Origin of the sequence: Microcystis sp. LE19-41.2A (assembly GCF_027530405.1) — a bacterium.
GTDB classification, from domain to species: Bacteria; Cyanobacteriota; Cyanobacteriia; order Cyanobacteriales; family Microcystaceae; genus Microcystis; species Microcystis aeruginosa.
Genome location: NZ_JAPZQJ010000206.1, coordinates 1 through 15,142, shown reverse-complemented (window position 1 = coordinate 15,142; position 15,142 = coordinate 1). Strand labels below are relative to the sequence as shown.

Genomic DNA, 15,142 nt, shown 5'->3' with positions numbered 1-15,142 from the left:
TAAGAGAAGATTTGGTTTAAATCTGTGCATGACAAAACTACCTGAAACTTCAGAAACGTCCATTGCTATTACCTTTTTGGTTGTCAATCTTTCCCGACTGCTTCGGCAGTTTTTTGGGCTTTTTTTGTCTTTCTTGATTTCCGGGCGAACAAAAGAACTAAGATGTCGGCAACGCTTTAATAAAAATTATGTTAAAAGTGATAAGTTTTACTCAAGTAAAACTTATCACTTGGGCGACAAATTATTGGCACTCAATAGCATAATTCTTTGAGCGACTTTTTCAGCAAACCCTAAGTAGGGAGGCACAATTATTTGTAGGATGGGTTAGCGGTAGCGTAAACTATGCGGGCGTTGGGTTTCATGCTTCAACCCAACCTACGTTCATCTTATATTTAATTCCACCCACCCACTTACTGATCAGGGTAAGCTGTTTTGTCTGTCTAGTTTGAGCTTGAGTCTCGGGCTGATCGTTTCTTTTCTCCTGTTACCTGCGTGGGGTAACAGGCGGGTTAAAATGACGATTTGGTATCAAGCTTATACCGTTATGGTTTGAGCTAGTTATTCTTTTTACCACCAAATAGGGACCAAAAACCGCCCTTAGTATTCCCTTCCTTTTTTTGTCCCTTCTGGTCTTCCATTTCAGTATTAGGATTAACTACTTTATCCAGTTCCCGTTTGCACCTAATCACCGTCGCATCTTTGGGGCGGGCTTGCCAAGCGCGATTGATATGAACCCGGGCCATGGAGAGTTGATTTTGTCGCAGATAGGCTAAACCGAGCAGGGCGTGACAGATGCTATTATCTGGTTCTTCCCGTAGGGCATCGCGCAATTCTCGCAAAGCTTGGGCGGGGTTATTTTGGTCAAGAGAGGCTTGGGCGCGGCGAATATAGGCTTCTAAGGGCGATTCCTTGGCTTTAGCTGGGGCTGCCGTGGTGGTAGCCGCGACCACTAACTCGGACTGGCGAGGATTGCCTTGGGAGATAAAGACTTTCGGGGTAGTTTTCTTGTTGCCCTGACCTTCGGTTAGCATCAGATAAACCAGATTGAGTTCACTGAGTTGGGCGATTTTCTGATAGGTATTTTCCAGGGCGGTATATTGATCGATCGCCAAAGATTGCAGGATTTTTTGATAGGCTAATTCATAGTTAGCGGTGGACTGGGCTAGTTTTCTAGCTGGTTCGCTATTGATGGTGATTTTACCCGAATCTCGCGCCATTGCCTTACCCATTTGTGTTAAAACAAGGCGGAATTCTTCCCGAGATAGGTCGCGGCCTAGATGTTCGTAGGCTGGGTTAACTAATTTGGCGAGTAACTGATGAGCCTGTTCCCTTTCGGCGGGGGTGTAAAGGCGACAGGTATCGGGGTGAAGTTTATAGGCGATTTTTAAGTAACACTCGCGAATCTCCTCATGTTCGGCATCGATCGAGACTCCTAAAACAGCGAAGTGATCGATTAAATCAAATTGAAATAATCCCTGGGAAATCGGAAAAGGCATACAGCAGACCCTACTCTAAAATGATAATCCCATTAAAACTGAAAACTCCAAGAGGCAGCTTTTTGCAGAGCCTGGCTTAAGGGGGTGTGAATGTGTCCGTTAGTGGCCAGAATTCGCCCCGTTTCTATCAGAAAAGGACTCTCATCGTAGGCGCTAATTTTACCCCCAGCTTCTTCGATCAGAATAATTCCCGCGGCCAGATCCCAGGGATTAATCCCTCGTTCCCAATAACCATCTAAGCGCCCACAGGCCACATCGGTTAAGTCTTTGGCAGCGGAACCGCTGCGGCGTACCCCTTGGGTCAGATGGGTCAGATAACAGAATTCGGCATAATTATTATCGGGGGTTTGACAACGATCATAGGCAAAGCCCGTCACCAGTAAACTTTTTTCTAGTTCACTCGTCCGGGAGACATGGATAGGACGACGGTTCAGGGTGGATCCTAAACCCCGGGCTGCCCGAAATAGTTCCTTTCTAAAGGGGTTATAGATGACTCCCACTTTTGCTATCCCTGCGATCAGTAGTCCGATGGAGACGACGGATACGGGATAACCGTGGGCATAGTTGGTGGTTCCATCGAGAGGATCGATCGCCCAGAGATACTCGCTATCCGTCCCTGGCAGTTTTCCCGATTCTTCCGCTAAAATCCCGTGTTTGGGAAAGTGACGGCCAATAATTTTGAGAATTTCTGTTTCTGCTCGACGATCTATTTCCGTCACTAAATCGCCCGATCGCCCTTTTTCTTCTATTGTCTCGATTTTACCCCAATTATCGAGGATAATTGTTCCCGCTGCTAGGGCGGCTTCGCTGGCAATGTCTAGGTATTTTTCTAATTGGCTGCTGGTATCTGGCACGATTAATCCCTAATCTATTCTTCATCTAAGGGTAAACCAAAACGCACTTTCCCACGGGCAAAAAAGCGACCGAATTGTAATTCATAGACTTCATCCTCGTCTTGGGTGGCTACTTCCATATCGCTACGGGCATAACTGACACAAAGTAAAGCATAACCTCTGGCTTTTAATTCCGGCGATAGTCCAATCGCTTCTGGTTGATGGATATCTCCCGATAATACCCTGACCGCACAGCTGGTACAAGCTCCATTGCGACAGGAAAAGGGTAATTGATGACTCTGTTTTTCCAGACTGTGCAGTATATAGTTATCCCCTGGAACGGTGGTGACAAATTTTTCGCCCGTCTGACGATTGTGAACGGTGATTTGATGATATTTAGTCATAGTTTAGTTAGGCGGAAATTATAGATGCAATTTAGATAGTTCTAAATTTAGGGGCTATTTTGGTCAGCCACCTTGATTATATCATCAATAATTGCTCAAATAGTCTTCATCTTTACAAATGCCCCTGGACAACTGTTAACTTTTCTTTGGTCACTTGCTAATTTTTATGGCTCTTGAAAATTCATCTCTTTTAATCTAACTGCACCGTCGATAATTGAGATTTCCTGGGAGCCAATTTGCACGATCGCATCTAATCCCTTGCCGATAATTTTAACTGCTGGGGGACGACTTTTCTGTACGGTCATCACCAGAAAAAATTCCTCGCTACCCGTGGCTAAAATGCGCTCACCTGTATTAGTTTTCTCGACTTTTAAAGTCACGGGAGTTATAAAAGTTCCCTGCATATTTGCCCGATTTTGAGTGATAGTAAAACTATTTTTTCCGAGAGTAACATTTCCCTGGGTATTCATCACCCAAGTTTTATTAATAAATTCTGGTTGCTCGACTTTACCTAATAATTTATCCATCAAGACGAATAATCCGGGGGAACCGGAGGACAGACTGTAATCGACGGCGAAAGAGCGAACTAGAGCAACTCCTGCGGGTGGTTCAGCCCCTTTAACCCTAATTTTATCAGTTTTTAACGTAATTACTCCCGAACCATCGGTACTAGATTGAAAAGTCATCGGTTTTGCCTGGGTCCAAGGCGGTGTTTTCGGGAAAATAACGGTATTTTCTGAGTTCCAGTCGCCTTTTGATCTCTCAAAACTCGCCCAATGTCCTCCTAATCCCCAAATTCTCACACTAGCGACATCGGGAAAAGACCATCCTCCCACAAAAGGTTGCTGTTTAAGATAGATACTAGCGACAAAATCCTCTTCATTTTGCCAGCGATTACGAAAAGCATAAAATCCCTTTTGTTGATCAACTAAAACCCTGGAAAGTTGGCGTTCGGGATTTTCGGGAATAAGATTAGATGGATAAGCAGCGAGAAGAAAAGGGGCAATATGGGGATAATGGGGGTGAAAAAGTTGTTTTTCCTGTCCTTGTAATCGCCATTTTAGCGCTGGCAGCCATGATTTATCGGTAATTCCCAATCCGATAGTTAATAAAGACACTCCTACAAACATCTGATGTCTGCCATAAGCAGGAATCAATAATTGACCATTTTTAGGGACAATTCTGGTTAAATAATGGGGGATCAATTGGGCTGCCGAGGAACCAGTTACTAAGTCTAATCCGAGACTATTTCGATACCCTTGCAAAAAGGGAAAAACAGCGATAACCATGGGTTCGGTGGTGTATAAATCTCCTTCTGTGCCAAATCCTCGATCGCCGATAGCTGTGGTAAAATAGCGTTCTAGGTGACGTTTGGCCATTTCCACCTGTGCAGAGGGAGAATAGAGAGAATCGGGCGGTAAATCTTCCTTGAGAATCGCTAAACTAGCTAATCCTGCCGCACCTCTGGCCCGCGCATTCCAGTTACTAACTGCCTCTCCATTCCATCCATCTTTGGGTGAACCACCTTTGAGAAGTTTTTTACTTTCACTGGATAACCAGCGAGTAATTTCCCGTTGGCGCTTTTCTCCCCAAAAATCATAACAAAGATCGTAGGCGAGAGCGACTCCAGCGACAATTGGCGCTTGTTCTAAGACTCTCCTTCCCCGATTTTTACGGGTTTTTTCGATAATTTCCCAGGCGATTTCTGCTGATTTTCTATCTTGATTTAAAATTGCTAAAAAACAATGACCTGTGGCATGATAACCACCATTAGGAACATAACCATCGTAATAAATTTTTTCTTGTAAACTGTTGTTTAATTGGGCGATAATAGTTTTACCGATGGGAGTTTTCGCTTTTTCTCTGAGATTAGTTAATTCTGACTTGCGAAAGATTAAACGGGGATGTTCTCGCGCTTGTAGGGGTTGATGATTAGGGACAGGATTAGGCCATAAAGGGGAAATTGTGCCATTAACTTGGTTTTGTAGTCTTCTTCCCCCTAAAGTGCCTTGATAACTGCCGATAAGTTGGTCTTGGTAGGGGACAATTTCGATATTATAGATAGCTTCCCTGACTTCCCCTTGCCAAGGGTGAGTTTGAATGTTCATTTTCACCTGTAATCGCCAAGCATTGTCTAATTTAATCGCTTTTACCGTACCTTGGTGATCCACTTCTTTATTGAATTTGAGCGCGTATCCCCACACCGACGGCTGACAAACAGCGTGATCACAGCTTAAATCTAGGGTAAGATTTTGATAAACGGGTTGATCTTGCCACAGTTTCCAAACACCATTTTTCAGGGTTAAACGAAGGTTGCCGGTTAATAGTTGCGGATCGATGGTTTCTTGACTTGGTGCGCTTGTACCACCTAGCAAAAGTAAGGGAATGGCCGCTAAAAAAGGAGATATTTTCATATTAAACAAGCGAGGGGAAATATCAGGTATTCTAGGAAGAATAATTTCCAAATAAATTGGTAGAATTGGCTGATTTCGCTTTTATCTTCTAAATTTACTCCGCGACTACGCCACCAAAGAAGAACAAGTAGGAGCAGATGGGCGACAATGGCCAGAGGAGAATTAATTCCCGTTATCCCCAAGAGACCGACGGCAATCATCCCCGCATAACATAGAGAAATTGTCAATAGGGAAATTGTTAAGATTTTTTGAGGACCGAGAAGCAGGGTAAAAGTGGTAATTTGGTAAATGCGATCGCCTTCTAGGTCAGGAACATCCTTGAAAATAGCGATCGCAACGGTGAAAACGAGAACAAAAGCTGTTAAAACCCAGACTGAGGGATAGATAGACTGATTTTGATTAATAACTGTGTTGTAGTGGCGAAAAAGACCTAAATTGACGATGACACCCCGGACGGTAAAAATACAGAAGGCGGACCAGAGGGGAAAGCGTTTTAAACGCACTGGTGGCAAGGAATAGGCAGTACCGATGAGTAAACTAATCCCCACGGTGATTAACAGCCAAAAACCACCGATAAAAGCCAGTATAATTGCTAAAATACCGCTTAAAACCACGATTAACCGTCCTGTTAACCGAGAAAATTCGCCCTTGGCTAGGGGAAGATGGGGTTTATTGATTTTATCGATGTCGATGTCTTCCAACTGATTTAAACCGACGATATAGACATTACCCGCAAGACAAGCGACCCAAGTGAGCAATAAAACTGGCCAATGGCTAAAAAAATCGCTAATATTGCCCAAAGCAATTAAATACAGACTTAAAACACTTAAAGAAGTGCCGATAATCGTATGGGGACGGGAAAATTTCCAGAGACTCCCTAACCAGTGGAGAAAGTTAGGCTGGGGATGGTTAACTGGAAGAAAAGGAGCTTGATTCATCAGACCTCCGGTAAAAATCAAAAATTGTTATGGTTGCTGAGGAGTCGGTCGTCAGTAGTCAGGAGAATCAATAATGAATAATAATCGATTAAATAGTCTATAGCGTTTTTCAGTCTGCTGAGGTACAAAAGTTCTGGGTTTTAGGCAAAAGGCAAGAGGCAAAAGGCAAAGGGGAAGAAAAACAGGTGTACCTCACTAGCTTAGGAAACGCTATATTTAGATAGTTTATGCCACTTAATCCTTATTTTTGACGTTTTTAAACCCTCAAAAATAGATTATGCAAGAGGTCTATCAAAAAAAATCAATCCTAGGGGAAGTAATCTGTTAAAATGATAATCCAGACTAAAACCCTGTGGAGAGGTGGCAGAGTGGTTGAATGCGGCAGACTCGAAATCTGCTTTAGGGTCACACCTAACGTGGGTTCAAATCCCACCCTCTCCGTTGAACTGATAACTTAGTGCTGTCGTTAAGGAGCTTAAAGGATGTAGCGTTGTCTTGGGTGGTTTCCGCAAGAGCAAAAGCTTTTCTAATCTCCCCAACTTCTTTACTTTTTCATTGCTAGGGTCAACCCATCACCAATAGGAATAATACTGATACTTACCCGTTCATCCTGCTGAATTTTGGCATTAAGTGAACGGATAATTTTGGTGCGATTATCGGTGCTATCGGCCGCCGCTACTCGTCCCGACCAAAAAACATTATCGATGGCGATAATTCCGCCGCTTCTGACCAATTGTAACGCCCGTTCGTAGTAGGGATCATAATTACTTTTATCGGCATCGATAAAGACAAAATCAAAACTATTACTTTCTCCCCCGGCGATTAATTGATCTAAAGTCTCCAGGGCCGGGGCAATTCTTAAATCGATTTTATCGGCGACACCGGCCTGCTGCCAATAACGGCGGGCTATACTGGTATATTCTTCCCTTAGATCACAGGCGATCAGCTTGCCTTCTGGGGGTAAAGCTAAGGCTACCACTAGAGAACTATAACCGGTAAAAACCCCTATTTCTAGGGTTTTTTTCGCCCCGATCGCCTGTACCAAAAAAGCCATAAACTGACCTTGTTCGGGGGCAATCTGCATGACTGCCAGGGGTTGAGAGGCAGTTTCTTGACGTAATTGAGCTAAAATCGGAGATTCTCGCAGACAGATAGATTGATAATAGGAGTAAAATTGTTGATCGAGTCCAAGAGTTTGATTAGCCATAAAAAAATTGCTAAAGGATAGAGTTATCGAGTAAAATTCTGGGTAATCTGAAGCTAGAGAGACCGTATTGGTTAACCAAAAAGGAAGACTTGGCAGGAAGCAAATCATGATGAAACCCGACTCGGATCATCTCTTTAACGAAGATATCGAACAGTTGTTAGAGAGTTTAGAAGACAAAGACGCCGACGGTAATGAGGCTCTAGACGAACTCAGCTTTTTATTGGAGCAGAGTCCCTCTCCAGCAGCCAGATCTAGGGACTCTCTTAGCCAAACCCCGTCTTCCTTGACCTCGGAAAGGGAATTAGAGGAACTGTTTGGCGATAGCATCAATTGGAAAGATGCCCCGACTAATAATCTTTATTCTACCCGTGAGCCGGCTCCCAAGGCAGAACCGGAAGATGGGGATGATCTAGCATCACTGCTGCTAGAAAAGGCAGCGGTTCCAGACTCAGAAGCAATTATAACCATCAGCCGCCCTAATTTTTACGACAGCCTCGAAGACCTAGAAGCTTTTCTGGAAAAACCCACGCCACCAGAGCAACCACCACTACCAGACATCTTTGAATCCCTAGAGGTCCTTCTCTGGGAATCCCCAGCAGTGGACCCGGTGGCGGCGGCGGAACCTCTGCAAGGGTTAGAATCACTGGAAATTGCGCCAGAAAGCCTCCCAGAGGATGAATTCAGGGATTTAGAAAAACTCCTCGAAGAAACCAATCAGGTGATGGCAGCAAATCCGGCGGCCAGTTTCAGTTCACCGGTCGGGTCAAAAAACCTGCGTCCCCTTGTCAGTAAAGCTTTTGAACAGACGATGCGGGTGCCGATCAAACAATTGGATAACCTCAGCAATCTGATCGGGGAACTGGTGGTTAAACGCAATCGCCTGGAAGAGGAACAGGAGCGCCTGCGTCTCTTTTTAGATAATTTGCTAACCTGCGTCCAACATCTGGGGGATGTGGGCAGTCGGATGCAGGATCTCTATGAAAGAAGCCTCCTAGAAGGGGCTTTACTGGCTAGTCGCAATTACGGTGGTGCCATCGGTTACGGTAGAGTTCAGGGAGAAAATCAGGGGGATTCGGCCATGGCCGGTCAACTAGATGCCCTAGAGATCGACCGTTTTACCGATTTCCATTTATTATCCCAAGAGATGATCGAATTGATCGTACGAGTGCGAGAATCGGCCTCTGATCTTCAATTTGTCGTCGATGAAACCGATCAGGTGACGCACAGTCTGCGACAGGCCACCACTCAACTACAGGAAGGGATGACCAAATCGCGCATGGTTCCCTTTAGTCAAACTGCCGATCGCCTACCCCGGGCAATTCGCGATATTTCCCTGAAACTCGATAAACAAGCCAAATTAAAAGTGGAAGGGGGTGATGTTCTCATCGATAAGATGATCCTCGAACATCTCAATAGTCCCATGACCCATTTGGTCAACAATGCGATCACCCACGGCATTGAATCACCCCAAGAACGCCTGGCCAAAGGGAAACCGGCCCTCGGTACCATCTCTGTGGGGGCATTCCTACAGGGTAATCAAACCGTGATCACCGTTAGTGATGATGGGGCCGGTATTGATGCTGATCAGGTGAAACGCAAGGCGATCGAAAAAGGCCTGATCGGCGCTCAGGAAGCTGAACACCTCAGTCCCCAAGGAGTCTATGAACTCCTCTTTCACCCCGGTTTTAGTACCAAAGATCAGGCCGATGATTTTTCCGGTCGTGGGGTGGGTTTAGATGTGGTGCGGACCAGTTTAATCGATGTGCGCGGGACTGTTACTATTGACTCGGTACTGGGCAAAGGAAGCACTTTTACGCTCCGTTTACCCCTAACCCTGACTATCTGTAAGGCCCTCTGTTGTGTTAGTAATCATGCGCGCATCGGTTTCTCCATGGACGGAGTGGAAGATATGAAGGATTTCCGGGCCAGCGAGATGCAAATCGATCGGGAGGGACGGCGCTGCGTTTTCTGGCAAAATACTTTACTACCCTTCCAACCCTTGAGCGAATTGCTTTCCTACAATCGGCAACTAAGTCGCGGTAGTTTTTACACCGGCAAACAGGAGGAAGACTCTTTTTCGATCGTGATCCTGCGCGGTGGTAATAATCTCCTTGCGGTACAGGTGGATCAAGTGATCGGTGAACTGGAAATCGTCATCAAACAGATCGAAGGACCGATTCCGAAAACGGCTGGGATTGCTGGGGCGACGGTTTTGGGCGATGGTACGGTGATGCCGATCGGCGATGTGTTAGAGTTAATTGACATCGCCAGGGGTCGTCTGCGTACCGATAACGGTGGTCTTTGGCGCCAACCTGTCCCTCCCGTAGCGGTGGAAACTAGCCAAAAATCGGAGGCTATGGTTCTGATTGTCGATGATTCGATTACTGTCCTGGAATTGCTCTCTTTAAGCTTTAGTAAAGCCGGTTATCGTGTGGAACAGGCCCGGGATGGTCAAGAAGCTTGGGAAAAATTACGCGGCGGTTTGCCCTGTGATATCGTTTTCTGCGATATCGAGATGCCCCGCATGAATGGCCTAGAATTACTCTATAATTTGCAAAAAGACCCCCGATTAGCGTCGATTCCCGTGGCTTTATTGACTTCCCGAGGAGCGGAACGTCATCGTCAGGTGGCGGCGACATTAGGGGCCAGTGGTTATTTTACCAAGCCCTACACGGAAAGAGATTTACTCTCGGCAGCTGAAAGAATGATTGCGGGGGAAGTGTTACTAGCTAATAGTATTAAAGCGACTTCTAATCGGTCTTTATCCACGGATACAACGATTATTGACAGTAATCACCCTAATTTTTGGGTACAATCCCCTCCTCGGGTCTTGATTGTCGATGATTGGGTAACGGTGCGGGAAATGTTGGCGATTTCTTTGGTTAAAGCTGGTTATCGCATTGAAAAGGCCAGGGACGGTTTAGAAGCATGGGAAAAATTACAGGCCGGATTAGCTTGTGATCTGATTCTCTGCGATATCGAAATGCCTCGCCTGAATGGGTTAGAATTGCTCTCTCGTCTGCAAGAGGATGAACAACTTCAAGGGATACCAGTAGCGATGATTACCTCGCGAGGGTCGCAAAAAATGCAGCATCTCGCCGCAGCTAAAGGGGCAAAAGGTTATTTTGTCAAGCCCTATATTGAGGATGTGTTGCTGTTGGCAGCCCAACGTTTAATCGCTGGTGAGGTGTTAATCCAAAAAGACAGTCCCGCAGATTAAGTTCAGTTGGAGTTAAGTTTTATCGAGGAGAATTTCCACTAAGGTTTTTACCGTTTTCTCTAACTGTTCGACGCGCTGCTCTAAACTAAGAGAAAGACCGGGAGGTTTTAAACCATGAATCGCTTGCAAAAATGCCTCCCATCCCTTTGAGCATTTAATATTGTAGGCTTCTTTATAGGCTTTATAGGCATTATTATAGTTACCGTAAAGGGAGATAATATCATCTTTAGTTAAATTTCCTTCAGGCAAAGACTTATGGGCAATATTCAAATTTTGCTCGCTTAAACTATTTAAAACTTCTTGCAAGCGGACAGTCAACGTGGCCGTAATTCCGTAAACTTGGGCGGCATTTTTTAGATCCTGCTGGTGCAAATCTTCTAGGTTAGCAATTAATTTACTGATTCTAGACATGATTGATTTTACTCCTTAACTGATTTATTTATCTAGCAAAGATTTGTTGATATTTGACTGACCACTCCCCATTTGTGGCCGGTCAGGATCGGAGGGCAAGTTATTATCTATCGAACCAAAATCTTCCCAGTTATCATCGAGAAATAGAGATTTCACTAAAGTCCATAAAATAGTTAGCTTTCCATATACAGACTTGGTACTACGGACATTATGGGCCGCCACTTTTACTTCCATTTCGATCTGCTTTAATTCAGCAATAACTTTCTCTCGCTCCGCCGTAATTTTGGCTTTTTCTTCAGTTAAATTCCGCATTTCTGAAGTTAAAGAATCTAATTCTTTTTGCAGGTCAACATTAGTGGCAGATATTTCAACAATTTGGTCTTTTAAATGACTGTTATCATCTCGATATTGCTGATTCCATCGTTTATATTGTCCTTGAGAGCTTCGCAGGGACTTAATTACAGCAACAGCTTCTTGTAACTCCCGATTATCTGGATAATTTCTGGCTAGTTTATAGAGAGAATCTACTCGATCGTCGATATCCATGTTTATCTACCTCTTTGCCTAGATAATCTTATGATACCCAAGCTTACCGATAAAATTAACCCGAAGAACCAGCCTTTTGGAAAATCATTAAATGTTGTTGGGGCAAAGTCTCGATGATTTCTTCTGGCAGTAAACCAACAGCGGCCATTTCTTTTTCTACCTGTCTGCGGGTCATTTTATGAAGGGCTTTGATGGGAATCAGGGGATTTTCACGACGGTATTCTACTAATACCACCCTACCATCGGGTTTTAAGGATTTGACCAGATTCTCCATCATCTCGCGGGGAGAGGAAAACTCGTGATAAGCATCGACCATTAAAGCTAAATCGATCGCATTTATAGGCAATTTGGGATCGGTTTCTGTGGCGAGAATTGTGGTTATATTCTTCACTTGATTTTCCTCGGCTAAAAAATCAATTGCCCCTAACATTTCTGGTTGCACATCGACAGCGAAAACTTGTTCTACTAAATTCGCCATAGGAAAACTCAAATAACCTGTCCCCGCACCGATATCTGCCACTAGGTCTGTGGGTTTTAAATGTAGTGCGGTGATCAGATCATCGGGTTTTTCCGTGAAACGGCGACTAGGACGTTCTAACCATAACATTTCTTGGTGTCCCATGACTTTAGCGATTTCCCGTCCTAGATAAAATTTACCGATACCATCGCGACTATGAAGCGATCGAATCTGATAATATTCCTCTTGCGCTAAAACTGAAGCATCGTAGGTAAGATTTAATAATCCGAAACCGCAAAAAACCACTATTAGAAACGAGACAATTAAGAAAAATTTTTGCTTAAACAGCATCGGGATTAAAAACGGTGGGCTAGAAAAAATAAATTCCCCGTCCGGGACAGGGAAAAAATCCGTCTTGATCAACAAAACAATTAATCCAAAAATCCCATTAAAGTTTCGGGATCATCGATTTCATTGGAAGCAACGGGACGATTACCCATGACTGTATAAGTTTCGCTAATGTGCAGATGACTGAGAGCGATCGGACGATTGCCAGAAATCGCTAGAGTGCTACTGACTTCCATACCACTAGAGCCGACAGGACGCAATCCACCGACGGAAGAATAGGTACTAACCACTTTCAGATGGCTAACTTCCACGGGACGGCCCCCTGGTAACATTTCATCTTCCGTGAAGTGAAGATGGCTAGTACCAACAGGACGATTTTCGGGTAAGCGATGTTCAGGTTGATAGAATTTTAAGGCTTTGGAAGCCGATTCAGCGTTGTTTTTCACCGAAAGGGCGACCACTTCTTTATCTTTGGCGGTTTTAGCCGTAGTAGCTTTACCGCGTGGGCTGCTGGTCTTTTCTTCTGTGGTTGCTGGGGTTTGAGTCCCGTTCGTTTCTAGATTTTCCACCGTCATAACCTGATACTCCTTTCCGTTAATAGCTTCGGGGAAACGATAAGATTTAAGTTTAGGGTATTCTCGAAGACTTTTAATCTTTTTTTAAAATCCTCTCTAATATTAAGATACATCTTTCTTTCCCAAAACCCTATAAGTGTTGGTAATTTGATTGATAATTTATTTTGCCTGTTCTCTACACCTAGCCGCTAATGACCGCTTTTCAACTACAAGCACCCTTTCAACCCACTGGGGATCAACCGGCAGCGATCAATAAATTGGTAGATTCCCTGCAAAACCAGCATCGTTTCCAAACCCTCCTAGGGGCAACCGGCACCGGCAAAACCTTCACCATTGCCGCTGTGATCGAGAAAATTGGCAGGCCTACCCTCGTCCTTGCCCATAATAAGACCCTGGCGGCCCAATTATGCAACGAATTGCGGCAATTTTTCCCCAATAACGCCGTGGAATACTTTATCAGCTATTACGACTACTATCAACCGGAGGCTTATATTCCCGTCAGCGATACCTATATCGAAAAGAGTTCTTCGATTAATGATGAGATCGATATGCTGCGCCATTCGGCCACGCGATCGCTGTTTGAACGCAGGGATGTGATCGTCGTCGCTTCCATTAGTTGTATTTATGGTTTAGGAATGCCTGCGGAATACCTAAAAGCGGCGATTTCCTTAACAGTTGGTCAAGAGTTCGACCAAAGGCAATTATTACGGGCCTTGGTGTCAGTGCAGTACAATCGCAATGATTTGGAGTTAACTCGCGGTCGTTTTCGTCTGAAGGGCGATATTTTGGAAATTGTTCCCGCTTACGAGGATCGGGTTATTAAAATTGATTTTTTTGGCGATGAGATTGAAAGTATTCGTTATCTCGATCCCCTGACGGGGGAAGTTTTGCAAAAATTAGAGCGAATTAGTATTTATCCGGCCCGTCACTTTGTTACCCCGGAGGAGCGTTTAGAGGTGGCTTGTCGGGATATTAAAACCGAGTTAGATAACCGTTTATTGGAGTTAGAAAAAGCGGGCAAATTACTGGAAGCGCAACGTTTAGACCAACGGACTCGTTATGATTTAGAAATGTTGCAGGAAGTGGGTTATTGTAATGGCGTAGAAAATTATTCGCGGCATTTAGCGGGTAGATTAGCGGGGGAACCGCCGGAATGTTTGGTGGATTATTTTCCCCAAGATTGGTTATTAGTTGTGGATGAATCTCATGTTAGTGTGCCGCAAATTCGCGGGATGTATAATGGCGATCAATCACGAAAAAAAGTTTTGATCGATCACGGGTTTCGTTTACCCAGTGCTGCGGATAATCGTCCTTTGAAGTCGGAAGAATTTTGGCAGAAAGTTAATCAATGTATTTTGGTTTCGGCCACTCCGGGAGATTGGGAATTAGAACAGTCAGAAAATCGCATTGTTGAACAAATTATCCGACCGACGGGAGTTTTAGACCCTGAGATTTTTGTGCGACCAACCGAGGGACAAGTAGATGATTTATTAGGGGAAATTAAGGAGCGAGTGCAGTTAAATGAACGGGTTTTGATTACCACTTTAACTAAACGCATGGCGGAAGATTTAACCGAATACTTGCAAGAAAGGGGAATTAAAGTTAGATATCTACATTCAGAAATTCAATCAATTCAACGGATTGAAATTATCCAAGACCTGCGAGAAGGGGTCTTTGACGTGCTGATCGGGGTGAATTTGCTTCGCGAGGGGTTAGACCTGCCGGAAGTGTCTTTAGTGGCGATTTTAGACGCAGATAAGGAAGGATTTTTAAGGGCTACCCGCTCTTTAATTCAAACTATCGGCCGGGCCGCTCGTCATATTCGCGGTCAGGCAATTCTTTACGGAGATAATCTCACCGATAGTATGATTAATGCGATCGAAGAAACCAAGAGACGACGCGCTATTCAACAGGAGTATAATCAGCAACATGGGATTATTCCGCAACCGATTGTTAAAAGGTCAAGTAATTCAATTTTGGCTTTTCTGGATATTTCCCGTCGCCTAAATTCCCAACAATTAGAGCAGGTTTGTGAGAATATAGAAGAGCTTTCTTTGGAACAAATTCCCGAGTTAATTCAACAACTAGAAGCGCAAATGAAAGAAGCGGCGAAAAACCTAGAATTCGAGTCAGCAGCTAAATATCGTGATCAGATTAAGCAATTACGAGATAAGTTATTAAATCATGTTAGATAAGCCTATGACTAGATTTATTCATGACCAGTTTGCCAAAGATTATCTCGAAGAATTATTATCTTCTCTGGGAGAGGTAAAATCGGCACGGGTTGTACGAG

At 44.3% G+C, this 15,142-nt stretch carries 12 protein-coding genes, 1 tRNA gene and 2 pseudogenes; 5 read left to right on the top strand and 10 right to left on the bottom strand.

From position 1 onward, the window contains the following. Positions 1-263, top strand: a pseudogene (locus O9290_RS09170) (transposase); the annotation flags it as partial. Between the two features lie 291 nt (positions 264-554). On the opposite strand, the gene O9290_RS09165 reads toward O9290_RS09170, so the two are convergent. The 5 genes from O9290_RS09165 to O9290_RS09145 all read right to left on the bottom strand — a co-directional run bounded on the left by O9290_RS09165 (position 555) and on the right by O9290_RS09145 (position 6,085). Next, the gene (locus O9290_RS09165) at positions 555-1,496 is read right to left on the bottom strand and encodes a J domain-containing protein (RefSeq protein WP_288056846.1); all 942 of its coding nucleotides are present in this window, start codon (positions 1,494-1,496) and stop codon (positions 555-557) included. Between the two features lie 32 nt (positions 1,497-1,528). Beyond that, on the bottom strand, positions 1,529-2,350 hold the full coding sequence (locus O9290_RS09160; RefSeq protein ID WP_288056844.1) for an inositol monophosphatase family protein: 822 nt from the start codon (positions 2,348-2,350) through the stop codon (positions 1,529-1,531). Between the two features lie 14 nt (positions 2,351-2,364). Continuing rightward, positions 2,365-2,733 carry a 2Fe-2S iron-sulfur cluster-binding protein gene (locus tag O9290_RS09155; RefSeq protein ID WP_002760814.1) on the bottom strand — a complete coding sequence of 123 codons (369 nt, stop codon included), beginning with the start codon at positions 2,731-2,733 and terminating at the stop codon, positions 2,365-2,367. Positions 2,734-2,897: 164 nt separating this feature from the next. Then, positions 2,898-5,147 carry a hypothetical protein gene (locus O9290_RS09150; RefSeq protein WP_288056842.1) on the bottom strand — a complete coding sequence of 750 codons (2,250 nt, stop codon included), beginning with the start codon at positions 5,145-5,147 and terminating at the stop codon, positions 2,898-2,900. Further along, complete coding sequence (locus O9290_RS09145; protein WP_288056840.1) at positions 5,144-6,085, bottom strand: homogentisate phytyltransferase; 942 nt, start codon at positions 6,083-6,085, stop codon at positions 5,144-5,146. Before O9290_RS09145 ends, O9290_RS09150 begins: the two co-directional genes overlap by 4 nt. A 354-nt stretch (positions 6,086-6,439) precedes the next feature. On the opposite strand from O9290_RS09145, the gene O9290_RS09140 reads away from it, so the two are divergent. Continuing rightward, a tRNA-Ser gene (locus O9290_RS09140) sits at positions 6,440-6,526 on the top strand. 103 nt (positions 6,527-6,629) lie between these two features. Here O9290_RS09140 and O9290_RS09135 read toward each other — a convergent pair. Continuing rightward, positions 6,630-7,292, bottom strand: coding sequence for a class I SAM-dependent methyltransferase (locus O9290_RS09135; RefSeq protein WP_288056838.1), 663 nt, complete (start codon positions 7,290-7,292; stop codon positions 6,630-6,632). A gap of 106 nt (positions 7,293-7,398) precedes the next feature. Between O9290_RS09135 and O9290_RS09130 the strand changes: the two genes are divergently transcribed. Next, positions 7,399-10,512 carry a hybrid sensor histidine kinase/response regulator gene (locus O9290_RS09130; RefSeq protein WP_288056835.1) on the top strand — a complete coding sequence of 1,038 codons (3,114 nt, stop codon included), beginning with the start codon at positions 7,399-7,401 and terminating at the stop codon, positions 10,510-10,512. A gap of 12 nt (positions 10,513-10,524) precedes the next feature. Here O9290_RS09130 and O9290_RS09125 read toward each other — a convergent pair whose 3' ends face one another. From O9290_RS09125 to O9290_RS09110, 4 genes are all read right to left on the bottom strand, one after another. Continuing rightward, positions 10,525-10,923 carry a hypothetical protein gene (locus tag O9290_RS09125; RefSeq protein WP_002760825.1) on the bottom strand — a complete coding sequence of 133 codons (399 nt, stop codon included), beginning with the start codon at positions 10,921-10,923 and terminating at the stop codon, positions 10,525-10,527. A gap of 24 nt (positions 10,924-10,947) precedes the next feature. Further along, positions 10,948-11,469 (bottom strand): hypothetical protein, encoded by a 522-nt coding sequence (locus O9290_RS09120; protein ID WP_002760827.1) that lies wholly within the window; start codon positions 11,467-11,469, stop codon positions 10,948-10,950. A 55-nt stretch (positions 11,470-11,524) separates the two neighbouring features. Continuing rightward, positions 11,525-12,277: a class I SAM-dependent methyltransferase gene (locus O9290_RS09115; protein WP_288056832.1), complete on the bottom strand. Its 753-nt coding sequence runs from the start codon at positions 12,275-12,277 to the stop codon at positions 11,525-11,527. A gap of 80 nt (positions 12,278-12,357) precedes the next feature. Continuing rightward, positions 12,358-12,849 carry a hypothetical protein gene (locus O9290_RS09110; protein ID WP_002760830.1) on the bottom strand — a complete coding sequence of 164 codons (492 nt, stop codon included), beginning with the start codon at positions 12,847-12,849 and terminating at the stop codon, positions 12,358-12,360. Between the two features lie 191 nt (positions 12,850-13,040). Here O9290_RS09110 and uvrB point away from each other — a divergent pair, with 191 nt between their 5' ends. Together uvrB and O9290_RS09100 are read left to right on the top strand one after the other, a co-directional pair. After that, complete coding sequence (gene uvrB / locus O9290_RS09105) at positions 13,041-15,044, top strand: excinuclease ABC subunit UvrB (protein WP_002760832.1); 2,004 nt, start codon at positions 13,041-13,043, stop codon at positions 15,042-15,044. 4 nt (positions 15,045-15,048) lie between these two features. Continuing rightward, a pseudogene (locus tag O9290_RS09100) lies at positions 15,049-15,142 on the top strand (flagellar assembly protein H); the annotation flags it as partial.